We start from the raw sequence: 21,022 nt of genomic DNA, 5'->3' as shown, positions 1-21,022 counted from the left end.
CCCGCCGTCATCGCGAGCAAGTTCGCTCCCACAGTTGTTTTGTGCTGGCTGAAATATCTGCGCCAAGCCCCAATCCGCCTGTGGGAGCAAAGCTTGCTCGCGATGGCGTCGGCACAGCTTGCATCAAAGCTATGCGCTACCCCTTGGTCCCAGGCGCCGCCATTTCCTTGGTTTCCAAATGATCCAACGCCCGCTCAACCAACAACTGCACCCCATTGGCCATGCGGCTGATCGCCAGGGCTATGCAGCGGCGTGAGTCGTCCACATCGTCAGCCAGGTCGGCGGCGATGGTGCTGATGGAGAGCAGGTCTTCGGAGGCGTTGGCCAGCAGGGTTTCGGTGTCGATGTGGGGGGCGACGATGAACAACTGGGTGCTGTCAGGTTCGGGCGGTGAGTCGGGCTTGGGGTTGAGCTATTAGTCGAGGGCGCGGGTGGCAGCGTCATCGAGCCGTTTTTCTTCGAGGATTTCGACGCGGGATTTGCGTTGGTTTTGCGGCGGATTCGGAGTTGGTTTGAACATGATTAATTACCCGATATGTAATTGATTGGAAACTGACACCTCTCGTTGCACCGAAGAAGGTGGCAGCTGTGCGCGGGTGTGCAAGACCGGGCATATCGGACCCCGGCAGACCTCGAGAGTCTCCCGCGCGCAGCCGCCATAAACGCACCAATATGAGCATGAGCCAATTGGTGTGGCAGTTCGCGCGCCGATATGTACCGGACTTGCACGTCCGGGTCACCGTTTTTTGCGATGACGAACAGAGGTTAGCGGCGTCCCACAGCGCTGCCTAGTTCATGAACAGCCCGGCGTTTTGAAGGAAATGTCCGAGGAACAGGAGGGCAAAAAAATCAAAAGATCGCAGCCTTCGGCAGCTCCTACGGAAATCGATGTAGGAGCTGCCGAAGGCTGCGATCTTTTGATTTTTGGTTTCGTGACTTAGCGGTCATCTTTCGTGAAAACTAGCTTATCTTCCGGCAAAGAGATCCGATGATGGCGTTACGCCGCAGAATCGCTAAACTGCCAGCCATCGATCTTTTCTCACGAGGCTGTGCCCATGAAATTTCGTTTTCTGCTGTGGATGTTGGGATTGTTGATGGGCAAGGCCAGCCGGACCAATCCGGCGTTCCAGCAGCAGTTGGGCGACAAGGAGCTGGTGTTCCAGCTGCAAACCCTGGACGGTAAAGTCGCCCGGCATTTCACCGTGAGAAACCAGCGCATCACCAGCCAGTCGGGCACCTACCCGGAGCCTGCGTTCGCCATCGCCTTCAAGGACGCGGCCTATGGCTTCGCCACGATGCAGGCCAAGAACAAGCAACTGGCGTTCATGACGGGGATCCAGGACAAGTCGATCCAGATCAAGGGCAACCCGGCGCTGGTGATCTGGTTCCAGGGGTTGACCAAATACCTGAAGCCGAAGAAGGCTAAGAAGGTTTAGTCGAGTGGATTCTGTAGGAGCCAAGCCTTGTGGGAGCAAGCTTTGCTCCCACAGCTAAATCCGCTCGCCACAGTAGCTCAGTTGCCTGCATCAGCGCTCAATGGCCGAACTGCGAAGCCAGCTCCCTCAGCAGCACTTCAGCCTCAAGCACCTTGCTGACCACGTCATTGGCTTTGTCTCGCGTCAAACCCACGCGTTCGAGCAGCGTTTCGGGGATCTCTTCATCCGGGCCGGTGCCGATGCCACGGGCGCGCAGCAGGCGCACGGCCAGGCACACCAGGTTCGGGTACTCGGCGTATTCGCCATCGTAGTGCGGGTCGTGCTGGAAGCGCAGGGCGGTGGCCAGTTCGTCGGGCATGTCCCAGTAGCGCATCAGCCAGGCGCCGATCTGTTCGCGACTGATGCCCAGCAGGTGCTGTTCCACGTAGCTGTGGCACAGGTGCGGGTTGACCTCCAGGTGTCGGCAGATCAACGAGAAGTGCGGCGGGAACACGTGGGCCAGCAGCAGGTAGCCGAAGTTGTGCAACAGGCCGGACAGGTAGGTCAGGCCGCCTTCGGGTCGCTGGGCGCGCGGCATGGCGCGGGTCAGGCCTTCAATGACGGCGGCGGTGTAGATCGACTGGTGCCAGTACGGCGTGGTGTGTTGCGGATGGTCCTTGGGCAGGCTCAGGGTCTTGCCCAGGGCCAGACCCAGCGCCAGGTTGATCACCAGGTCGAAGCCCAGGACCCGCACGATGGCGTCTTCCACTGAACGAATCTTGCCGGGTGATGCGTAGTAGGGCGATGCCGCCCAGCTCACCACTTGCGCGGCCAGGGCCGGGTCGGTTTCCACCACGCCGGTGATGTCATCGATGGTGGCGTCCGGGTCGACCCGCAGCTTGATGATTTTTTGTGCGGTTTCAGCCAGCGGCGGGATTTCGATGGTTTCTTCCAGCCGTTGCTGGATACGCCGGGCGGTGAACGCCTGCACAGCCTGGGTGATTTCCGCGCGGTCGTCGTGCGGGCGGTCCAGGTTGGGGGTGATGTTGCTCACGGCTTCGCCGAACGTCGCGGCGCTGGCCTTGGTGAGCATGGTCTTGAACGCTTCGCTGGTGACTTCCAGCAGCAGCCCCGGCTCGCCCGAGTTGATCAGCAACTTCGGCTCGCGCAGCAGGCTTTCTTCGTACAGGCACGGCGAGCTGGTCAGCGCCGGCAGGCCGGGCAGCAGGCTCAGGCTGTGTTTGCCGAGCATGCGCTCCAGGCGTTCGGTCGGTACTGCCGTGAGTTTGCGACCGGTGAGTTCGGCCAGGCGGTTGAGGTCCAGCAGCTGGCTTTGCGGAAACAGCACCATCAGCGCGCCAACGGCATCGTGCAGCAACACCGCCTGCACTTTGCGGGCTGGGTTCAGGCCGGGGCGTTCAAGCACTTCGTCAAAGCCGATGCCCAATTTATCGAGCAACAGCCGAATAACAGACGGAGCGTGCGGGGATTCGGGGGCGAGGGCAGCTTCTGTCATGGTCTGTATCCGTTTTCCTACAAGTTGGTCAGTATAACCAGCTTGTCCGGTACGCGCGTCCGGAAAACTGAGCGCGTGCTCACACTTGGCCGTATTGCTGCCCGTGACGCAGCCAGCGATCCAACAGCGGGCTGACGTGGTCGGGCCAGCGCTCCAGCAGCGCCTGGGCGGCATCGCGTACGGCGGGGAGCAGGTCGGCGTCGCGCATCAGGTCGGCTACCTTGAATTGAAGCAGGCCGGTCTGGCGGGTGCCGAGCATTTCACCGGGGCCGCGCAATTCGAGGTCTTTTTCGGCGATGACGAAACCGTCGTTGGTTTCGCGCATGATGCCCAGTCGCTGCCGCCCAATCTGCGACAGCGGCGGGTGATACAGCAAGACGCAATGGCTGGCGGCGCTGCCCCGGCCCACCCGGCCGCGCAGTTGGTGCAGCTGCGCCAGGCCCAGGCGCTCGGGGTTTTCGATGATCATCAGGCTGGCATTGGGCACGTCGACGCCGACCTCGATCACCGTGGTGGCAACCAAAAGTTGCAGGGCGCCGGCCTTGAATTCAGCCATGACGGCGGCTTTCTCGGCGGGTTTCATGCGGCCATGGATCAGCCCGACCTTCAACTCGCCGAGGGCGGCGGTGAGGTCTTCATAGGTGGTTTCGGCCGCCTGGCAGGTCAGTTCTTCCGACTCTTCGATCAGCGTGCACACCCAATAAGCCTGCCGCCCTTCGGCGCAGGCGCTGCGCACACGCTCGATCACTTCGACCCGACGGGTATCGGTGACCAGCACGGTATTGACCGGCGTGCGGCCGGGAGGCAGTTCGTCGAGGATCGAGGTGTCGAGGTCGGCATAGGCGCTCATCGCCAGGGTCCGCGGGATCGGCGTCGCGGTCATGATCAGTTGATGAGGGCACATCCGCCCACCGACGCCTTTCTGCCGCAGGGCCAGGCGCTGTTGCACGCCGAAGCGGTGTTGTTCGTCGATGATCACCAAGGCCAGGTTCTTGAACTGCACTTCGTCCTGGAACAGCGCATGGGTGCCGACCACCATGGGTGCGCCTTCGGCGATCTGTGCCAGGGCGGCGGCTCGGTTCTTGCCCTTGAGCTTGCCGGCCAGCCAGGCGACTTCGATGCCCAACGGTTCGAGCCAGCGTTGGAAGGTGATGAAATGTTGTTCGGCAAGGATCTCGGTGGGCGCCATCAACGCTACCTGATAACCGGCCTCCAAGGCCTGCAGCGCGGCGAGGGCGGCGACCACGGTCTTGCCGGCGCCGACATCGCCCTGGATGAGCCGCAGCATCGGTTCGGGCTGGCTCAGGTCGTAGGCGATTTCGTTGCCGACCCGTTGCTGGGCGCCCGTTGGGGTAAAGCCGAGGTTGGCCAAGTAGCGAGCCGGCAGCTCCCGGGCCTTGGGCATGGCCGGGGCGCGCAGGGAACGCAGGCTTTCGCGCAGGCGTTGCTGGGACAGTTGATGCGTCAGCAGTTCTTCGAATGCCAGGCGATGCTGGGCCCAGTGATGGCCGAGGGCGAGTTCGTCCACGTCGGCATCGGCGGGCGGGTGGTGCAGGTAGCGGATCGCATCGGCCAACGGCGCCAGGTGGTAATCCCGGGCCAGTTCCGTGGGCAGCCAGTCGGGCAGGCTGCTGGGGCCGAGCAGGGTCAGGGTTTGCTGGCAGAGCTGGCGCAGGCGTTGCTGGGTCAGGCCTTCGGTGAGCGGATAGACCGGGGTCAGGGTTTCATCCACAGGCGGCGGTTCGTCACCGGTGATGCTGCGGTATTCCGGGTGATAGATTTCCAGCCCCGAAGCCCCGGGCCGTGCCTCGCCGTAGCAGCGCACGCGGGTACCACGCTTGAGGCCTTCCTTTTGTGCATTGCTGAAATGGTAGAAGCGCAGGCTGAGCCCGCCGGTGCCGTCCTGCAAGCGCACCACCAGGCTGCGACGGCGGCCCATGACCACGTCGGCGCCGCTGACGGTGCCTTCGATCACCGCATCCTGCCCCGGGCGCAAATGGCCGATGGGCACCACACGGGTGCGGTCCTGGTAGCGCAGCGGCAGGTGGAACAGTACGTCCTGGAGGTTTTCCAGGCCGACCTTGGCCAGTTTCTCGGCCATGGCTTCACCGACACCCTTGAGTGCCGTGACCGGCACTTTCGACAGCTCAGTCATGGCCGTGGCTTACTTGCCGGCAGGCGGCTTGGCCACGGAGCACAGGCGGATCGAGTCGGCGAGGATCTCGATGGCCTTGGGCCGCGGGAAACTGGCGCGCCAGGCGATGGCGACGGTGCGGAACGGCACGGGCGGCGTCAGCGGGCGGACTTCGATCACGCCCGGGGAGTAATGATGGCTGTCCACTGCCGACAGCGGCAGGATCGAAATGCCCAGGCCGGAAGCGACCATGTGGCGGATGGTTTCCAGGGAGCTGGATTCCACCGTGGTGTGCTTGGCACCTTCGCTGCCCTTGGCCAGGGTCGGGCAGGCTTCGAGCACCTGGTCGCGGAAGCAGTGGCCTTCGCCAAGCAACAGCAGGCTCTTGTCGTTGAGCAGGGCGGCGTCGATGGTTTTTTTCTGGGTCCAGGGGTGCTGGGCCGGCATCAGGACGTAGAACGGTTCGTCGTAGAGCGGCAGGGTCAGGACATCGGCTTCGTTGAACGGCAGGGCGATGATGATCGCGTCCAGCTCGCCGTTGCGCAGCTTGTCGCGCAGCACGTGGGTGAAGTTTTCTTCGATGTACAACGGCATCTGCGGGGCGACCCGGTGCAGTTGCGGAATCAGGTGCGGGAACAGGTACGGGCCGACGGTGTAGATCGCGCCGACTTTCAGCGGGGCAGTCAGTTGGTTCTTGCCGGCCTGGGCCAATTCGCGAATGCCCTGGGCCTGCTCCAGGACCTTCTGCGCCTGGGCCACGATGCCTTCGCCCACGGGGGTCAGGCGCACCGCGCTCTTACTGCGCTCGAAAATCAGCACACCGAGTTCGTCTTCAAGCTTTTTCACACCCACCGACAGCGTCGGCTGGCTGACATGGCAACGCTCGGCCGCATGGCCGAAATGCTGCTCTTGGGCGAGGGTCACGATGTAGCGTAATTCTGTGAGGGTCATGGCGAGCGTCCGTGAAGTTGCGAGCCAAGCATACCGGCTGCAATCGATAGACGCACGTTATCAGACTGGGGGTGCGGTGTGACACTGTCCAATGTCTGTCGGGTCGTTGCCGGATATGAAAAAGGCATCTTTCGATGCCTTCCTGTTGGTTGTACCCATTGTGGCGACGGAACCAGCTCCCGCTGGTCTCTGTAGGAGCTGGCGAAGCCTGCTATCTTTTGATCTTGATCTTTCACTTGGGATTCAAGCGTCTTTGGAAAGATCGCAGCCTCGCTCCGCTCGACAGCTCAGGCCCCAGCGGGAGCAAGCTCCCTCGCCACAGGATTCATCATGCCATCGGGGTGCCAGGTCTGGATCAACGCCGGCGCTTGTCGATGGAGTACACGAACGGCGCCGTCAGTTCGATGGTGCCGTTGGTCAGCAGCTCCGCCGGCGGCTTGGGCAGCGGTTGGGCGCGGCGGATCATTTCCAGGGTGGCCCGGTCCAGGGAGTCCGTGCCGGAGCTGCCCACCAGTTCGAACGACAACACGTTGCCTTCGGCATCTACCACGAAGCGCAGGCGGTTGGTGCCTTCCTTGTTCATCTGCTGGGCCCTGTGCGGGTACTTCTTGTACTTGCCCAGGTGCGCCAGCAACGTGCCCTGCCAATTGGCCTTGGCCGCCGATTGCGCAGGCGACGGGCCGGGAGCCGGTTGCGCGGACTTCTCGGCCAGTGACTGGGTCGGCGGGGTGTCGCTGGGCTTTTGCTCCGAGGGCGGTTCTTTCGGCGGCTCGGGCTTTTTCTCCACCGGTTTGGGCTTGGGCGGTTGAGGCTTTGGCTTGGGCTTGACCGGCTTGGGCACGGAAATCTCCGGCTTCGGCGCTTCGGCAAGCTTGGGCAACGGCAATTCTTCGACCGGCTCGGGAGGTTGCGGCGGTGTGACGACTTTCGGCGGTGCCGGTGGCGGCGGCGCAGGCATCGGCGCCAGCTCGACCATCATCGCTTGGGGAGGCAATTCGATGGGCGGGCGCGATGTCCAGTTCAGCGCCAGGGCGATGGCGAGCGCATGCACGCCCAGCACCACCACCAGGCTAGTGCTGTAACGCATCAGCTTTTGGCGCGTCGTGATCATTTTTTGGGCGCCGTCTCGAGTCCGACCAGGCCGACCTTCAGGTAGCCGGCGCCCCGCAGCGCGTCCATCACGCTCATCAGGTCGCCATAGTCCACGCCTTTGTCGGCCTGGAAGAAGATCGTCGTGTCTTTCTTGCCCTGGGTCCTGGCGTCGAGGGTCGCGCCGAGGGTTTCGGCCTTGACCTCGTCTTCACCCAGGAACAGGCGCTGGTCGGCCTTGACGCTGAGAAACACCGGTTTCTCCGGCCGTGGCGAGGGCTTGGCCGTCGACGCCGGCAGGTCAACCTTGATGTCCACGGTGGCCAGCGGGGCGGCCACCATGAAGATGATCAACAGCACCAGCATCACGTCGATGAACGGCGTGACGTTGATTTCGTGATTTTCGGCCAGATCGTCGTCTGCGCCTTCTTTCAAATGCAGGCCCATGGCCGATTACCCCACTTTCACCATGTGCGGTTGCGAGCCACGCTCGGGCGGCAGGTGGTCGAGGTCGCGGCTGACCAGCAGCAGGACTTCGGCCGAGGCGTCGGAGACCTGGGCCTTGTAGCCGGCAATGGAGCGGGCGAAGACGTTGTAGATCACGACGGCCGGGATTGCCGCGACCAGTCCGAGCGCAGTCGCCAGCAGCGCTTCGGCGATGCCGGGGGCCACGACGGCGAGGTTGGTGGTCTGGGTCTTGGCGATGCCGATGAAGCTGTTCATGATGCCCCACACGGTGCCGAACAGGCCGACGAACGGCGCGGTGGCGCCGATGGTGGCGAGCACGCCGGTGCCGCTGCTCATGTTGCGACCGCAGGCGGCGACCAGGCGCTCGAGGCGGAAGCTCACGCGCTCCTTGATGCCTTCTTTCTCGCGGCTGTTGGCCGACAGGCGCATCTCTTCGAGGGCGTCATGCACCAGCAGGTTGGCAAGAGTGCCTGCCTTCGCGGCGCTGGCGCTGGCTTCCTTGAGGGTGGTGGCTTTTTTCAGGGCGGCGATTTCACCGCGCAAGCGACGCTTGGCACCCAGCAGCTCGAAGCCTTTGGCGATCCAGATGGTCCAGGTGATGATCGAGGCGATGGCCAGGCCGATCATCACGATTTTCACGATGATGTCAGCGTTCTTGTACATGCCCCATGGCGACAGGTCGTGGGCCATGCCCAGGGAGTTGTCGGCGTTTTGCTGCTCTTGTTCCATCAGCTCGGCCGTTTCGCCGAGCTCGGACAACGCCTTTTGGACTTCCGGAGGAAGTGACGAGGTGTCCACACTGCCGTCAGGGTTGCGCGGTACGTTCGGCGTGGCGCTTGCAGCGGGTTCGTTAGTGGCTGTGGGAGCGGAGGCTTGATCTGCGAGCGCGGCGGCAGGTGCCAGCAGCAGGCTGAACAGCAGGGCGGCTACCGTGCTCCAGGCACGAGGTCGATTGGTTGGCGAAGCGGGGGATAGAGAGCGTTTCATGCTGGCCGGACCTGAGAGAAAAAAGAAGGTTGATGTTCTTCCAGGCCTCGTGGGCCGAGAACAAAAGTGGTGGGCATTATTGCAATTAATTCTTGTTAACAAAAGTAATACAGTAACTTTTTTTCTCACATGGCTAGCCGCTCGTCCCCCACGGAGGCTAGTCTGCGGCTTTGCCAGAGGAGTTTTTGATGTCCGCGCCTTCTGTTTTGATCGCCGGTTGCGGTGATATCGGCGGCCGCCTGGCCAGCCGGTTAGTGGCCGAACATTGGCAAGTCCATGGCCTGCGGCGCACGGTTTCGAACCTGCCGGCGGGCGTCATCGGGGTGGCGGGGGATTTGTTCAGCGAGCAATGTCCTACCGACTGGCCCACCGATTCGCTGGATTACCTGGTGTACAGCGCTGCCGCCACCGACCATGACGAAGCGGGTTATCGCACAGCTTATGTCGAGGGGTTGCAGCATGTGTTGAGCTGGTTGAAGCAGCATGGGCAGCAGCCCAAGCGTCTGCTTTTTGTGTCCAGCAGCAGTGTTTATGGGCAACAGCAGGGCGAATGGGTGGATGAAGCCTCGCCAACCGTGGCCGGCGGGTATTCCGGTCGGCTGATGCTCGAAGCCGAGCAAGTGGCCCTGGACAGCGGCATCCCGGCCAGCCGCGTGCGCCTGACCGGTATCTATGGGCCGGGTCGAGAGTGGTTGCTGAGCCAGGTGCGCCAAGGGTATCGCGTCGTGATCGACCCGCCGCTCTACGCCAATCGCATCCACGCCGACGATGCGGCCGGCTTGCTGGCGTTCCTGCTGGAGGCCGATCGCCAGGGCCGGGTGCTGGACGATTGCTACATCGGCGTCGACGACGCCCCTGCGCCGCTGGCCGAGGTGGTGGGCTGGTTGCGTGAATACATGGGCGTCACCCAGTGGGCCGAAGACGCCAGCGTGCGGCGTGCCGGCAGCAAGCGCTGCAGCAATGCCCGGGCGAAGGCCTTGGGCTGGACGCCGCGTTATCCGAGTTTTCGCGAGGGGTATGCAGCGATTCTGGAAGGGCGCTGCTGACTGACGGTCAGCCCAAAGCAAACTGTGGGAACGGGCCTGTGGGAGCAAAGCTTGCTCGCGATGACGTCGCCACATACAACATTTCTGTTGGCTGTAGAACCGCTATCGCGAGCAAGCTTTGCTCCCACAGGTCCACTCCTACAGGGTATTCGCACTACTGCTTTTCAAGTACCCACTTACGATCACCCGGCGTGAACGACGGCATTTCATCGGCCAGCGCCGCGTTGACGGTCTGGAAGATTTCCAGCTTCTTGCCGTCGCGGGTAAAGATCCAGGGATTGCCCTGGCCGTTCTGCTGCAGCCAGATGTTGTCGTTGCCACCGCTCATGGAGGCGCAATCGCCGGCCAGGCACAAGGCGTAGCGATCGGCCCCCGGCAGGCCGCTGACCTGGCCGTCGGGCTGGAATTGCACGGTCGCGCCCTGGCCGGGGCCGCTGGCGATGTTCCAGGTGCCGCCAAGGTAGGCGGCATACAGCGCGCGCTCGAAACTGGCGCCGATGGGCGCGCCTTCCGGTACCTGGACTTGTGCGCGATCGAACACCTGCTGCGGTTCGTTCTCGGTGGCGGCCTGGCTCAACTGGTCGCCGTCGCGCTTGAGTTCGCTGGCGGAGCTGCCGTAGAAATCGACTTTCCAGGTGCCGTCTTCTTCGCCCAGCAATTTGCCTTCGACGTTTTCAAAGCCGTTGGTGTAGCGCGCCTGGCCGGCCCGGGTGTTGACGTCCCATTCCAGGTTCGGGCCATAGCCCTGCAATGCCTCGCGAAGCGGGCCACCCTTGGCGGCAGCGTCGATGGCGGCCTGGTTGATCCAGGTACCGCTGATGTCACGGTCGGCAGGGTCGCTGGCGCAGCCGGCCAGCAGGAGGGCGAGCAGGGGGAGAGCAAGCGCTTTGCGCATGGTGGAATCCTTTCAAAACGAAAACGGCGCAGCGGGGGACGCTGCGCCGACCTGTTTACTCGATGACCAGGATGGCATCCATCTCGACCTGCGAACCCTTTGGCAGGGCGGCCACGCCAATGGCGGCGCGGGCAGGGTAAGGCTGGTCGAAGTACTTGCCCATGATCTCGTTGACCTTGGCGAAGTGGCTCAAGTCGGTGAGGAAGATGTTGAGCTTGACGATGTCCTTGAACGAGCCACCGGCAGCTTCGGCCACGGCCTTGAGGTTTTCGAACACCTGCACGGTCTGGGCTTCGAAGCCTTCAACCAGTTCCATGGTCTTGGGGTCCAGTGGGATCTGGCCGGACATGTACACGGTGTTGCCGGCCTTGATCGCCTGGGAATAGGTACCGATGGCGGCCGGGGCCTTGTCGCTGGTGATAACGGTCTTGGTCATTGATGACTCCTTGTAAGGAATAGGGGGGCTATTTGAGGAGCTATGCGCGCATGCGGGTGATGCGGATGACGCCGGTCAGGGCGCGCAGTTTCTTGATCACGCGGGCCAGGTGCACACGGTCGTGCACGCTGACCACCAATTGGACGACGCTGATGCGGCCATCGCGTTCGTCCATGCTGATTTTTTCGATATTGCCGTCGGCGGCGTTGACGCTGCTGGCCAGCAGGGCGATCAGGCCACGCTGGTGCTCCAGCTCGACCCGCAGCTCGACGTTGAATTCGCCGGTGACATCCTTGGCCCAGGAGAGCTGGATGCATTTTTCCGGGTTGTGGCGGATTTCACTGATGTTGCGGCAGTTGTCCAGGTGCACCACCATCCCCTTGCCTGCGGACAGGTGGCCGACAATCGGGTCGCCCGGGATCGGCGTGCAGCACTTGGCATAGCTGAGCACCAGGCCTTCGGTGCCGCGAATCGCCAGCGGGCCTTCGGGGCTTGGCAATTGTTCGCCTTCGCCGAGCAGGCGGCGGGCGACGACATATGCCATGCGATTGCCCAGCCCGATGTCTTCGAGCAGGTCTTCGATCAGTTCGAGGCGGTATTCGTGGAGCATTACCTGCACACGTTCGGCCGGGATCTTGTCCAGCGAGCTGTCGAAACCGTTCAGCACCTTGTTCAGCAGGCGTTCGCCGAGGCTGATGGATTCGGAGCGGCGTTGCAGTTTCAAGGCGTGCCGGATGTGTGTGCGGGCCTTGCCCGTGACCACGAAATTGAGCCACGCCGGATTGGGCCGTGCGCCCGGAGCGCTGACGATTTCCACCGTGGAACCGCTTTGCAGCGGTTCGGACAACGGTGCCAGGCGACGGTTGATGCGACAGGCGATGCAGCTGTTGCCGACGTCGGTGTGCACCGCATAGGCAAAGTCCACGGCCGTGGAGCCTTTGGGCAGCTCCATGATCCGGCCCTTGGGCGTGAAGACGTAGACCTCGTCCGGAAACAGGTCGATCTTCACGCTCTCGATGAATTCCAGGGAGTTGCCGGCGCGCTGCTGCATTTCCAGCACACCCTTGACCCACTGCCGGGCCCGGGCGTGGGTGCTCTTGGGTTGTTCGTCGCCGCTGGATTTGTAGAGCCAATGGGCGGCGATGCCGTTGTTGGCCATCTCTTCCATTTCACGGGTGCGGATCTGGATTTCGATCGGTACGCCGTGCATGCCGAACAACGTGGTGTGCAGCGATTGATAGCCGTTGGCCTTGGGAATCGCAATGTAATCCTTGAAGCGCCCCGGCAATGGTTTGTACAAATTATGTACAGCGCCCAGCACGCGGTAGCAGGTATCGACCTTGTCGACGATGATCCGGAACGCGTAGACGTCCATGATTTCGTTGAAGGCCCGACGCTTGCCGCGCATTTTCTTGTAGATGCCGTAGAGGTGTTTCTGCCGCCCGCTGACTTCGCCGTCGATGCCGTCGATAGCCAGGCAGTGGCTCAGGGACTCTTCGATCTTGTTGACGATTTCCTTGCGGTTGCCCCGGGCGCGTTTGACGGCCTGGTTGATCCGCGCCGAACGCATCGGGTGCATGGCCTTGAAGCCCAGGTCTTCGAACTCGATGCGGATCGCGTGCATGCCCAGGCGGTTGGCGATGGGCGCGTAGATTTCCAGGGTTTCCTTGGCGATGCGCCGACGTTTTTCGCCGGAGAGTACTTCCAGGGTGCGCATGTTGTGCAGGCGGTCGGCGAGCTTGACCAGGATCACGCGGATGTCGCGGGCCATGGCCATGGCCATTTTCTGGAAGTTCTCGGCCTGGGCCTCGGCCTTGGTCTCGAAGTTCATCTGGGTCAGCTTGCTGACCCCGTCGACCAGTTCGGCCACGGTTTCGCCGAACTGCGCTTGCAGCGCTTCCTTGGCAATGCCGGTGTCTTCGATCACGTCATGCAGCATCGCAGCCATCAGGCTCTGATGGTCCATGTGCATGTCGGCAAGAATATTCGCCACCGCAAGGGGGTGCGTGACGTACGCCTCGCCGCTGCGGCGGCGCTGGCCGTCGTGGGCTTGTTCGGCGTAGAAATAGGCTCGGCGGACCAGGTTGACCTGGTCCGTGCCGAGGTAGGCCGATAAGCGATCGGCGAGGGCGTCTATGCTCGGCATGATGACTCCTGCCGTTTGCTGTGACCCCGCGCCGTGCTACGTCGACCAGGCATAGGCTTAGACCGCCTCGTTGGACTCGTCCTCGAACGCTGCGAACAGCGGTTCGTCTTCGACGATTTCAGCGTTGGCGATGAACTCGTAGCTCATCAGGCCTTCGGCGATTTCACGCAGCGCTACTACGGTAGGCTTGTCGTTTTCCCACTGGACCAATGGCTCTTTGCCGCCGGTGGCCAGTTGACGGGCACGCTTGGTAGAGAGCATGACCAGCTCAAAGCGGTTTTCCACGTGTTCTAGGCAGTCTTCAACGGTTACGCGGGCCATGGTATTCCTCGGAGCGAATGCAATATGCGCGCTGCCCGGTTGGGCGAGCGGACTCGACAGTTTAAAAAAACACCAGCGTTTAGGGAAGCGCTGATTTTTTGACCAAGCCCCTCGGCGCGCTGCGAGTACCAATGTAAAGCCGTCGCAGCGGTTTTGGGAAGGGCTGTTCAGCCCAGCAATTCGGCCAATAATTTGCCGAAACGTTGCTGTTGGCGTTTCTGCTGCAGCTGGCTGGCGCGGAAAATCGCCTTCAGGTCGTCCAGCGCGTGGGCGAAATCGTCGTTGATGATCAGGTAATCATAGTCGACGTAGTGACTCATTTCGCTGACCGCTTCGCGCATCCGGCCTTCAATGATTTCGTCACTGTCCTGGCCACGGTTGGTCAGGCGCTGGCGCAAGGCTTGCTGGCTTGGCGGGAGGATGAAGATCGAACGGGCCTGGGGCATCAGCTTGCGCACCTGCTCGGCGCCTTGCCAGTCGATTTCCAGGATCAGGTCGTGGCCTTCGTCCAGGGTCTGCTGCAGATAGCTTTGCGAAGTGCCATAGAGGTTGCCGAAGACTTCGGCACGCTCCAGGAAATCACCATGCTCAGCCATCTTCACGAACTCTTCGCGGTCGACGAAGTGATAGTTCACGCCGTTCACTTCGCCCGGGCGCATGGCGCGGGTGGTGTGCGAGACCGAGACGCGGATCTGCGGCTCGGCGTCGATCAGCGCCTTGACCAGGCTGGTCTTGCCGGCGCCCGAGGGCGCGGAAATGATGTAGAGAGTGCCGGTGCTGTGGGTCATGTCGGGTTAGCCTTACTCAATGTTCTGCACTTGTTCACGCATTTGTTCGATCAACACCTTGAGGTTGACCGCCGCCTGGGTGCTGCGCGGGTCGAAGGCCTTGGAGCCCAGTGTGTTGGCTTCGCGGTTGAGTTCCTGCATCAGGAAGTCCAGGCGGCGACCGGCCGCACCGCCGGACTTGAGCACCCGGCGAACTTCGATGATGTGGGTGCTCAGGCGATCCAGTTCTTCGGCCACGTCGCTCTTTTGCGCGAGCATGACCATTTCCTGTTCCAGGCGTTGCGGATCCAGCTCGGCCTTCATGTCGGTGAAGCGGTCGAGGATTTTCTGGCGCTGGGTGGCGAGCATCTGCGGGACCAGTTCGCGCAGGGTGCTGACGTCTTCTTCAATGGAGGTCAGGCGCTCGTTGATCAGCCGGGCCAGCTCCGCACCTTCGCGCTCGCGGCCGGCCTTGAGTTCTTTGAGACCTTCATTGAACAGCGCCATCGCCTCGGCGTTCAGCGCCTGCGGGTCATTCGCGTCCCCCACCAGCACGCCGGGCCAGGCCAGGACTTCCAGTGGGTTCAGGGCGGCGGGGTTCTTGATAAGGCTGGCGACGGTTTCGGCGGCGGCGACCAGTTGCGCGGCGCGTTCGCGGTCTACCTGAAGCGTCTTGCCGGTGCTTTCTTCGGTGAAGCGCAGGGTGCATTCCAGCTTGCCCCGGGACAGGCCCTGGCGCAGTGCTTCGCGCACGCCGCCTTCCAGGTCGCGGAAAGACTCGGGCAGGCGCAGGTGCGGCTCCAGGTAGCGGCTGTTGACCGAGCGCAGTTCCCAGCTCAGCGTGCCTTGGGCCCCGGCTTTTTCGACGCGGGCGAAGGCGGTCATGCTGTGCACCATGGAGGTTCCTCGCAATGCAGGCCGGCACGACGGTGGTCGCGGGCCTGGGATCTGTAAATTAAAAGCCCAAGGGCAGCAAAGGCGCAGGATTGTAGCGCAGTGAGGCGTATGCCCCAACCGCGCTTGCGACAAAGCGCAGCAGCCCGTCGGGCGGGGCTTTGCGCGGCTTCGCTTGCGCCGGCTTTTCTTGCGGCGCTACGTTTAACTGCCCTCTGACGATTCACGGCTCTATAATGCTCGGCAGTTTTCCGTCCTCTGTACAGGTATTCCCTATGAAACGTCCAAGTGGTCGCGCTGCCGATCAGCTTCGCTCGATCCGCATTACCCGCAACTACACCAAACACGCCGAGGGATCTGTACTGGTCGAATTCGGTGATACCAAAGTCATCTGCACGGTCAGCGTCGAAAACGGCGTGCCACGGTTCCTCAAGGGCCAGGGTCAAGGCTGGCTGACCGCTGAATACGGCATGCTGCCGCGCGCCACTGGTGAGCGCAATCAACGTGAGGCCAGCCGTGGCAAGCAGGGCGGCCGTACCCTGGAAATCCAACGTTTGATCGGCCGTTCGCTGCGTGCCGCGCTGGACATGTCCAAGTTGGGCGACGTGACGCTGTATGTCGATTGCGATGTGATCCAGGCTGACGGCGGCACCCGTACCGCGTCCATTACCGGAGCCATGGTCGCACTGGTCGATGCCTTGAAAGTGATCAAGAAGCGCGGCGGCCTCAAGGGCGGCGACCCGCTCAAGCAAATGATCGCCGCGGTGTCCGTGGGCATGTACCAGGGCGAGCCGGTGCTGGACCTGGATTACCTGGAAGATTCCGCCGCCGAGACCGACCTGAACGTGGTCATGACCAGTGCCGGTGGTTTTATCGAAGTCCAGGGTACTGCCGAGGGCGCGCCGTTCCAGCCGGAAGAATTGAACGCTATGCTGGAGTTGGCGAAGAAAGGCATGAACGAGATATTCGAACTGCAAAAGGCCGCCTTGGCTGACTGATCGATCCCCGTTTCAAGACAAGGAGAGCGTCATGAGTGATGAGCAAATCCTGCTGCCCCAGCCGAGCAAAGAGGCGCGTCAATGGGCAATGTTTTGTCACCTGTCCGCCTTGTTGGGGATCTGGATTCCGTTCGGCACCCTGATCGGGCCGCTCGTGCTCTGGCAGCTCAAGCGTGAATCCGACCCGTTCATCGATGCCCAGGGCAAGGAAGCGCTGAACTTCCAGATTACCGTGGCGATTGCCTCGGCGATCTGCCTGTTGCTGATGGTCGTGGTGATCGGCTTCTTCCTGTTCGGCCTGGTGGCCATCGGTGCGCTGGTGCTGACCATTATTGGCGGCGTGAAGGCCAATGAAGGGCTGCCGTATAGGTATCCGTTTACCTGGCGCTTGGTCAAATAACGACCAGTAAAGACCTGTCCCTGTGGGAGCGAGCTTGCTCCCACAGTGGTTTTTCAGCGACATAAAAAAACCGACATCACTGTCGGTTTTTTTGTAGGTACAAACGGTGCTTAGATGGTCAACGTCCAGTCGTAATCCACGATCAGCGGCGCGTGCTGCGAGAACCGTGGCTGACGCGGCAGGCGGGCGCTGCGTACGAAACGGCGCAGCCCAGGCGTCAGCAACTGGTAGTCGAAACGCCAACCGAGGTTGAGCATTTCGGCCTGTTCGTTGTCCGGCCACCAGCTGTATTGGTCACCTTCACGGCTGACTTCACGCAGGGCGTCGACATAACCCATGTTGCCAATGATCTCGTCCATCCAGGCCCGTTCCGGTGCCAGGAAGCCAGGAGATTGTTGGCTGTCGCGCCAGTTCTTGATATCCAGCTTCTGTTGCGCCACGTACAGCGAGCCACAATAGATGTACTCGCGACGTTTGCGCCGCTGTTTATCCAGGTAACGGGCGAAGTCGTCCATCAACTTGAATTTCTGATTCAAATCTTCATCGCCGTTCTGCCCCGAAGGGAGCAGTAAGGTCGCGATGCTGACCTTGTCGAAATCGGCTTGCAGGTAGCGCCCGTAGCGGTCCGCCGTCTCGAAACCGAGACCGTTGATGACAGCCTTCGGTTGCAGCCGCGAGTACAAAGCCACGCCACCCTGGGCGGGGACTTCGGCATCGCAGGCATAAAGGAAGTAACCATCCAGTTGGAAGGCTGCATCGTCCAGTTCAAAGGCGGAGGCGCGGGTGTCCTGCAGGCAGATGACGTCGGCATTCTGTGCTTGCAGCCAACTGAGCAAACCACGCTCGACTGCAGCCTGAATACCATTGACGTTCACACTGATGATCCGCATAAATGGCCCCAAAAATCACGTGCGTGTATGATACACGCCGTGTACCTATTTAGCTAAATCCGCGGTATTTGAGGCTTTTTTTCATGCAGGCGTATCAGCGCGATTTCATTCGCTTTGCCATCGATCGCGGCGTTTTGCGCTTCGGTGAGTTCACCCTCAAGTCCGGGCGCACCAGCCCGTACTTCTTCAATGCCGGCCTGTTCAACACCGGTTCCGCCCTGGCGCAACTGGGTCGTTTCTATGCGGCAGCCATCGTCGAGAGTGGCATCCCGTTCGACGTGCTGTTCGGCCCGGCCTACAAAGGCATCCCGCTGGCCGCCACCACCGCCGTCGCCCTGGCCGAACACCACGGCCGCGACTTGCCTTGGTGCTTCAACCGCAAGGAAGCCAAGGCCCATGGCGAAGGCGGTAGCCTGGTGGGCGCGCCGCTGACCGGCGACGTATTGATCATCGACGACGTCATCACCGCCGGCACTGCCATTCGTGAAGTGATGCAGATCATCGGTTCCCAGGAAGGCGCCAAGGCCGCTGGCGTGCTGATTGCCCTGAACCGCCAGGAGCGCGGTAACGGTGAGTTGTCGGCGATCCAGGAAGTGGAGCGCGACTTCGGCATCCCGGTGATCAGCATTGTGTCGCTGAACCAGGTGCTGGAGTTTTTGGCCGACGATCCGCAGCTCAAGCAGCATTTGCCGGCGGTTGAGGCTTATCGGGCGCAGTTCGGCGTCTAAGAAGCCCGCTGATTTTGATCTTGTGGCGAGGGAGCTTGCTCCCGCTGGGCCTGTAGGAGCTGTCGAGTGCAACGAGGCTGCGATCTTTCCCCGGCCACTTGAATCCCAAGCGAAAGATCAAAAGATCGCAGGCTTCGCCAGCTCCTACAAAAGCCCAGCGGGAGCAAGCTCTCATGGAACAAATTACAACCCCATGTTTTTGAAGTACTTTTCAACAAGCTGCAATGTGGCTCAGTTGGACCGCTATTCCCGTGTGGCGAGGGGATTTAGCGAAACGTCGCACCGCCCCGCTGGGCTGCGCAGCGGGGATAAATCCCCTCGCCACAAGACCAGTTCACTGCGCGACAGCGCAGCGTCGAAGACGCGGCGGCAGCTCCCTCGCCACAAAAGCATCATCTGAAAAAGAGGTGTAAAAAAGACCCCGCCCAACCAGGTTGAGCGGGGTCTTTTTTATAGGTGTCGCTTAAGGACGCTTGCGATTGCTGATCAACGTACCCACGCCAGTGTCGGTGAAGATCTCCAGCAGGATCGCATTCGGCACCCGTCCGTCGATGATCAGCGAGCTGCCGACGCCGCCTTGTACCGCTTCCAGTGCGCAACGAATCTTCGGCAGCATGCCGCCGTAGATGGTGCCGTCGGCGATCAGGTCATCGACCTGTTGGGTCGACAGGCCGGTCAGGACCTTGCCCGACTTGTCCATCAGGCCGGCGATGTTGGTCAGCAGCATCAGCTTTTCAGCTTTCAGTGCCTCGGCAACCTTGCCGGCCACTAGGTCGGCGTTGATGTTGTACGACTCGCCATTGGCGCCCACGCCGATGGGCGCGATGACCGGGATGAAGTCGCCCTTGACCAGCAGGTTCAGCAGGTCGGTGTTGATGCCGACCACTTCGCCCACATGACCGATGTCGATGATTTCCGGCTGGGTCATTTCCGGTGTCTGGCGAGTGACGGTGAGCTTTTTCGCCCGGATCAGCTCGGCGTCCTTGCCTGTCAGGCCGATGGCGCTGCCGCCATGGCGGTTGATCAGGTTGACGATGTCCTTGTTGACCTGGCCGCCCAGGACCATTTCCACCACATCCATGGTCTGCGCGTCGGTGACACGCATGCCATCGATGAAGTGGCTTTCGATCGACAGGCGCTTGAGCAAGTCACCGATTTGCGGGCCACCACCGTGTACGACCACCGGGTTGATGCCCACGGCCTTCATCAGCACGATGTCACGGGCGAAGCCGGTTTTCAGCTCCTCGCTTTCCATCGCGTTGCCGCCATATTTGATCACCAGGGTCTTGCCGACGTAGCGTCGGATATAAGGCAACGCTTCGGACAGGACCTTGGCGGTGTTGGCGGCGGCTTCGCGTTCGAGGGTCATTCAGGGCTCCGGTGGTGCTTGAAAAAAATCAAAACGGTAGTTGGAGATCAGGTGCAACACGTTTGAGTTGGGTGTGGAACACATCCTTGATGCGCTGCAACTCGGCCTCGTTGTCGGCCTCGAAACGCAGTACCAGCACCGGTGTGGTGTTGGATGCGCGAACCAGGCCCCAGCCATGGGGATAGTCGACCCGCACACCATCGATGGTGGTCAGTTCGGCGCCTTCGCCCCATTGAGCGTCGTGCAGTGCATCAATGATGCTGAATTTGCTCTCTTCGGTCACATGGATATTGATTTCTGGCGTAGAAATATCGTTCGGGAAGGTTGCGAACAGCTCTTCGGCCGTGGATTTCTCCTTGCTGAGGATTTCCAGCAGGCGCGCGGCGCTGTAGATGCCGTCGTCAAAACCGAACCAGCGTTCCTTGAAGAAGATGTGGCCGCTCATTTCGCCGGCCAGCAGGGCGCCGCTCTGTTTCATTTTCTTCTTGATCAACGAATGACCGGTTTTCCACATCAATGGACGGCCACCGTATTCCTTGATCAGCGGCACCAGGCGACGGGTGCATTTGACGTCGAAGATGATTTCGGCATCCGGGTTACGCGCCACCACGTCCTTGGCGAACAGCATCAGCAGGCGGTCGGGGAACACCACGCTGCCGGTATTGGTCACCACGCCCACGCGGTCGCCGTCGCCGTCGAAGGCCAGGCCCAGGTCGGCGTTGGTTTCCTTGACCTTGGCGATCAGGTCTTCGAGGTTTTCCAGCTTGCCCGGGTCCGGGTGGTGGTTGGGGAAGTTGCCGTCCACGTCGCAGAACAGCGGGATGACTTCGCAGTTCAGGGCTTCGATCAGTTGTGGGGCGATCACGCCAGCCGCGCCGTTGCCGCAATCGACCACCACTTTCAGGCGTCGGGCGAGTTTCACGTCCTTGACGATCTCGTCGTTGTAGCGCTCGAGGATATCGACCTTGGTCACGCTGCCCTGGCCGCTGCTCAGGTCGTTGGTCTTGAGGCGGGTGTGCAGGGCCTGGATCTGCTCGTTGGCGAGGGTGTCGCCGGCGATGACGATCTTGAAGCCGTTGTAGTTCGACGGGTTGTGGCTGCCGGTGAGCATCACCCCGGACTTGCCGGCCAACACGTTGGCGGCGTAGTACAGCGCCGGGGTCGGCACCAGGCCTACGTCGCTGACGTGGCAGCCGCTGTCGGCAACGCCTTTGATCAGTTGTTCGACCAGCTCAGGGCCCGACAAACGGCCATCACGGCCGACGCACACATTCGGTTCACCCTGGGCCAGGCTCTGGGAGCCAATGGCGCGACCGATCCAGTAGGCGGTTTCGGCGGTGAGGGTTTCCGGTACCACGCCACGGATGTCGTAGGCGCGGAAGATGCTTTCAGGGAAGATCGGGGCGATTGCGGCTGGGGTGTTCATGGGCGGGGCGCTCTATCTGGAAGGTGACTGGACAGGCCGACGGTTAGCGTCGGCAGGCTCAAGCTGAAGGGTATGACGGCGTTTTTGACAGAGAGTTCGTGGTGGGAAAGTGCCATGAGACAGCGTTATCCCGGCCTCGGTCGCCT

Annotated in this window: 19 protein-coding genes and 2 pseudogenes; 5 read left to right on the top strand and 16 right to left on the bottom strand. The window is 61.7% G+C overall.

Going from position 1 to position 21,022, the window contains the following annotated elements; all coding sequences use genetic code 11:
• Positions 1-136 precede the first annotated feature (136 nt).
• A pseudogene (locus tag GFU70_RS27945) lies at positions 137-520 on the bottom strand (DUF6124 family protein).
• A 535-nt stretch (positions 521-1,055) separates the two neighbouring features.
• Here GFU70_RS27945 and GFU70_RS27940 point away from each other — a divergent pair.
• Positions 1,056-1,436 (top strand): hypothetical protein, encoded by a 381-nt coding sequence (locus tag GFU70_RS27940; protein ID WP_058545755.1) that lies wholly within the window; start codon positions 1,056-1,058, stop codon positions 1,434-1,436.
• A gap of 97 nt (positions 1,437-1,533) precedes the next feature.
• Here GFU70_RS27940 and GFU70_RS27935 read toward each other — a convergent pair whose 3' ends face one another.
• The 6 genes from GFU70_RS27935 to exbB all read right to left on the bottom strand — a co-directional run bounded on the left by GFU70_RS27935 (position 1,534) and on the right by exbB (position 8,560).
• Positions 1,534-2,931, bottom strand: coding sequence for an aminoacyl-tRNA deacylase and HDOD domain-containing protein (locus GFU70_RS27935; RefSeq protein ID WP_058545756.1), 1,398 nt, complete (start codon positions 2,929-2,931; stop codon positions 1,534-1,536).
• Positions 2,932-3,010: 79 nt separating this feature from the next.
• Positions 3,011-5,086 carry an ATP-dependent DNA helicase RecG gene (recG, locus tag GFU70_RS27930; RefSeq protein WP_058545757.1) on the bottom strand — a complete coding sequence of 692 codons (2,076 nt, stop codon included), beginning with the start codon at positions 5,084-5,086 and terminating at the stop codon, positions 3,011-3,013.
• Positions 5,087-5,095: 9 nt separating this feature from the next.
• The gene (locus GFU70_RS27925; protein ID WP_058545758.1) at positions 5,096-6,016 is read right to left on the bottom strand and encodes a hydrogen peroxide-inducible genes activator; all 921 of its coding nucleotides are present in this window, start codon (positions 6,014-6,016) and stop codon (positions 5,096-5,098) included.
• Positions 6,017-6,371: 355 nt separating this feature from the next.
• Positions 6,372-7,127 carry an energy transducer TonB gene (locus GFU70_RS27920; protein WP_058545759.1) on the bottom strand — a complete coding sequence of 252 codons (756 nt, stop codon included), beginning with the start codon at positions 7,125-7,127 and terminating at the stop codon, positions 6,372-6,374.
• Positions 7,124-7,552 carry a TonB system transport protein ExbD gene (gene exbD / locus GFU70_RS27915; protein ID WP_116643600.1) on the bottom strand — a complete coding sequence of 143 codons (429 nt, stop codon included), beginning with the start codon at positions 7,550-7,552 and terminating at the stop codon, positions 7,124-7,126. The genes GFU70_RS27920 and exbD overlap by 4 nt, the downstream gene beginning before the upstream one ends.
• Positions 7,553-7,558: 6 nt before the next feature.
• Complete coding sequence (exbB, locus tag GFU70_RS27910; RefSeq protein ID WP_153389080.1) at positions 7,559-8,560, bottom strand: tonB-system energizer ExbB; 1,002 nt, start codon at positions 8,558-8,560, stop codon at positions 7,559-7,561.
• Positions 8,561-8,748: 188 nt separating this feature from the next.
• Between exbB and GFU70_RS27905 the strand changes: the two genes are divergently transcribed.
• Positions 8,749-9,606, top strand: coding sequence for an SDR family oxidoreductase (locus tag GFU70_RS27905; RefSeq protein WP_153389079.1), 858 nt, complete (start codon positions 8,749-8,751; stop codon positions 9,604-9,606).
• A 154-nt stretch (positions 9,607-9,760) separates the two neighbouring features.
• Here the strand turns inward: GFU70_RS27905 and GFU70_RS27900 are convergent, their stop codons facing one another.
• From GFU70_RS27900 to GFU70_RS27875, 6 genes are all read right to left on the bottom strand, one after another.
• Positions 9,761-10,501, bottom strand: coding sequence for a hypothetical protein (locus GFU70_RS27900; protein WP_058545763.1), 741 nt, complete (start codon positions 10,499-10,501; stop codon positions 9,761-9,763).
• A gap of 55 nt (positions 10,502-10,556) precedes the next feature.
• Positions 10,557-10,937: a RidA family protein gene (locus GFU70_RS27895; RefSeq protein ID WP_003229509.1), complete on the bottom strand. Its 381-nt coding sequence runs from the start codon at positions 10,935-10,937 to the stop codon at positions 10,557-10,559.
• Between the two features lie 40 nt (positions 10,938-10,977).
• Positions 10,978-13,083 carry a bifunctional GTP diphosphokinase/guanosine-3',5'-bis pyrophosphate 3'-pyrophosphohydrolase gene (spoT, locus tag GFU70_RS27890; RefSeq protein ID WP_058545764.1) on the bottom strand — a complete coding sequence of 702 codons (2,106 nt, stop codon included), beginning with the start codon at positions 13,081-13,083 and terminating at the stop codon, positions 10,978-10,980.
• 57 nt (positions 13,084-13,140) lie between these two features.
• The gene (gene rpoZ, locus GFU70_RS27885; RefSeq protein ID WP_003177259.1) at positions 13,141-13,404 is read right to left on the bottom strand and encodes a DNA-directed RNA polymerase subunit omega; all 264 of its coding nucleotides are present in this window, start codon (positions 13,402-13,404) and stop codon (positions 13,141-13,143) included.
• A gap of 167 nt (positions 13,405-13,571) precedes the next feature.
• Positions 13,572-14,192, bottom strand: a complete 621-nt coding sequence (gmk, locus tag GFU70_RS27880) for a guanylate kinase (RefSeq protein ID WP_053126561.1) — start codon at positions 14,190-14,192, stop codon at positions 13,572-13,574.
• A gap of 12 nt (positions 14,193-14,204) precedes the next feature.
• Positions 14,205-15,068 carry a YicC/YloC family endoribonuclease gene (locus GFU70_RS27875; protein ID WP_058545765.1) on the bottom strand — a complete coding sequence of 288 codons (864 nt, stop codon included), beginning with the start codon at positions 15,066-15,068 and terminating at the stop codon, positions 14,205-14,207.
• A 272-nt stretch (positions 15,069-15,340) separates the two neighbouring features.
• Here GFU70_RS27875 and rph point away from each other — a divergent pair, with 272 nt between their 5' ends.
• Together rph and GFU70_RS27865 are read left to right on the top strand one after the other, a co-directional pair.
• Entirely contained in the window at positions 15,341-16,063 is a 723-nt protein-coding gene (gene rph / locus GFU70_RS27870; protein WP_003177262.1) for a ribonuclease PH, read from the top strand.
• A gap of 31 nt (positions 16,064-16,094) precedes the next feature.
• On the top strand, positions 16,095-16,463 hold the full coding sequence (locus GFU70_RS27865) for a DUF4870 domain-containing protein (RefSeq protein ID WP_058545766.1): 369 nt from the start codon (positions 16,095-16,097) through the stop codon (positions 16,461-16,463).
• Between the two features lie 110 nt (positions 16,464-16,573).
• On the opposite strand, the gene GFU70_RS27860 is transcribed toward GFU70_RS27865, so the two are convergent.
• Positions 16,574-17,353, bottom strand: coding sequence for an exodeoxyribonuclease III (locus tag GFU70_RS27860; protein ID WP_013694557.1), 780 nt, complete (start codon positions 17,351-17,353; stop codon positions 16,574-16,576).
• 83 nt (positions 17,354-17,436) lie between these two features.
• On the opposite strand from GFU70_RS27860, the gene pyrE reads away from it, so the two are divergent.
• Positions 17,437-18,081 (top strand): orotate phosphoribosyltransferase, encoded by a 645-nt coding sequence (gene pyrE, locus GFU70_RS27855; protein ID WP_003206873.1) that lies wholly within the window; start codon positions 17,437-17,439, stop codon positions 18,079-18,081.
• A 463-nt stretch (positions 18,082-18,544) separates the two neighbouring features.
• On the opposite strand, the gene argB is transcribed toward pyrE, so the two are convergent.
• Both argB and GFU70_RS27845 read right to left on the bottom strand, forming a co-directional pair.
• On the bottom strand, positions 18,545-19,450 hold the full coding sequence (gene argB, locus GFU70_RS27850; protein ID WP_003206871.1) for an acetylglutamate kinase: 906 nt from the start codon (positions 19,448-19,450) through the stop codon (positions 18,545-18,547).
• Positions 19,451-19,478: 28 nt separating this feature from the next.
• Positions 19,479-20,882: pseudogene (locus GFU70_RS27845) on the bottom strand (phosphomannomutase/phosphoglucomutase); the annotation flags it as partial.
• Positions 20,883-21,022: the final 140 nt, after the last annotated feature.

This window comes from Pseudomonas brassicacearum (genome assembly GCF_009601685.2).
Lineage (GTDB): Bacteria > Pseudomonadota > Gammaproteobacteria > Pseudomonadales > Pseudomonadaceae > Aquipseudomonas > Aquipseudomonas kilonensis_B.
Note: the sequence above shows the minus strand (reverse complement) of the source record. Positions and strands in the feature narration are given on the sequence as shown.

Coding starts and splice junctions, on each gene's coding strand:
- GFU70_RS27895 (WP_003229509.1), bottom strand. CDS start 10,937: ATGACCAAGACCGTTATCACCAGCGACAAGGCCCCGGCCGCCATCGGT.
- exbD (WP_116643600.1), bottom strand. CDS start 7,552: ATGGGCCTGCATTTGAAAGAAGGCGCAGACGACGATCTGGCCGAAAAT.
- rph (WP_003177262.1), top strand. CDS start 15,341: ATGAAACGTCCAAGTGGTCGCGCTGCCGATCAGCTTCGCTCGATCCGC.
- exbB (WP_153389080.1), bottom strand. CDS start 8,560: ATGAAACGCTCTCTATCCCCCGCTTCGCCAACCAATCGACCTCGTGCC.
- gmk (WP_053126561.1), bottom strand. CDS start 14,192: ATGACCCACAGCACCGGCACTCTCTACATCATTTCCGCGCCCTCGGGC.
- recG (WP_058545757.1), bottom strand. CDS start 5,086: ATGACTGAGCTGTCGAAAGTGCCGGTCACGGCACTCAAGGGTGTCGGT.
- GFU70_RS27865 (WP_058545766.1), top strand. CDS start 16,095: ATGAGTGATGAGCAAATCCTGCTGCCCCAGCCGAGCAAAGAGGCGCGT.
- GFU70_RS27940 (WP_058545755.1), top strand. CDS start 1,056: ATGAAATTTCGTTTTCTGCTGTGGATGTTGGGATTGTTGATGGGCAAG.
- pyrE (WP_003206873.1), top strand. CDS start 17,437: ATGCAGGCGTATCAGCGCGATTTCATTCGCTTTGCCATCGATCGCGGC.
- GFU70_RS27900 (WP_058545763.1), bottom strand. CDS start 10,501: ATGCGCAAAGCGCTTGCTCTCCCCCTGCTCGCCCTCCTGCTGGCCGGC.
- GFU70_RS27920 (WP_058545759.1), bottom strand. CDS start 7,127: ATGATCACGACGCGCCAAAAGCTGATGCGTTACAGCACTAGCCTGGTG.
- GFU70_RS27875 (WP_058545765.1), bottom strand. CDS start 15,068: ATGGTGCACAGCATGACCGCCTTCGCCCGCGTCGAAAAAGCCGGGGCC.
- spoT (WP_058545764.1), bottom strand. CDS start 13,083: ATGCCGAGCATAGACGCCCTCGCCGATCGCTTATCGGCCTACCTCGGC.
- argB (WP_003206871.1), bottom strand. CDS start 19,450: ATGACCCTCGAACGCGAAGCCGCCGCCAACACCGCCAAGGTCCTGTCC.
- GFU70_RS27860 (WP_013694557.1), bottom strand. CDS start 17,353: ATGCGGATCATCAGTGTGAACGTCAATGGTATTCAGGCTGCAGTCGAG.
- rpoZ (WP_003177259.1), bottom strand. CDS start 13,404: ATGGCCCGCGTAACCGTTGAAGACTGCCTAGAACACGTGGAAAACCGC.
- GFU70_RS27925 (WP_058545758.1), bottom strand. CDS start 6,016: ATGACCCTCACAGAATTACGCTACATCGTGACCCTCGCCCAAGAGCAG.
- GFU70_RS27905 (WP_153389079.1), top strand. CDS start 8,749: ATGTCCGCGCCTTCTGTTTTGATCGCCGGTTGCGGTGATATCGGCGGC.
- GFU70_RS27935 (WP_058545756.1), bottom strand. CDS start 2,931: ATGACAGAAGCTGCCCTCGCCCCCGAATCCCCGCACGCTCCGTCTGTT.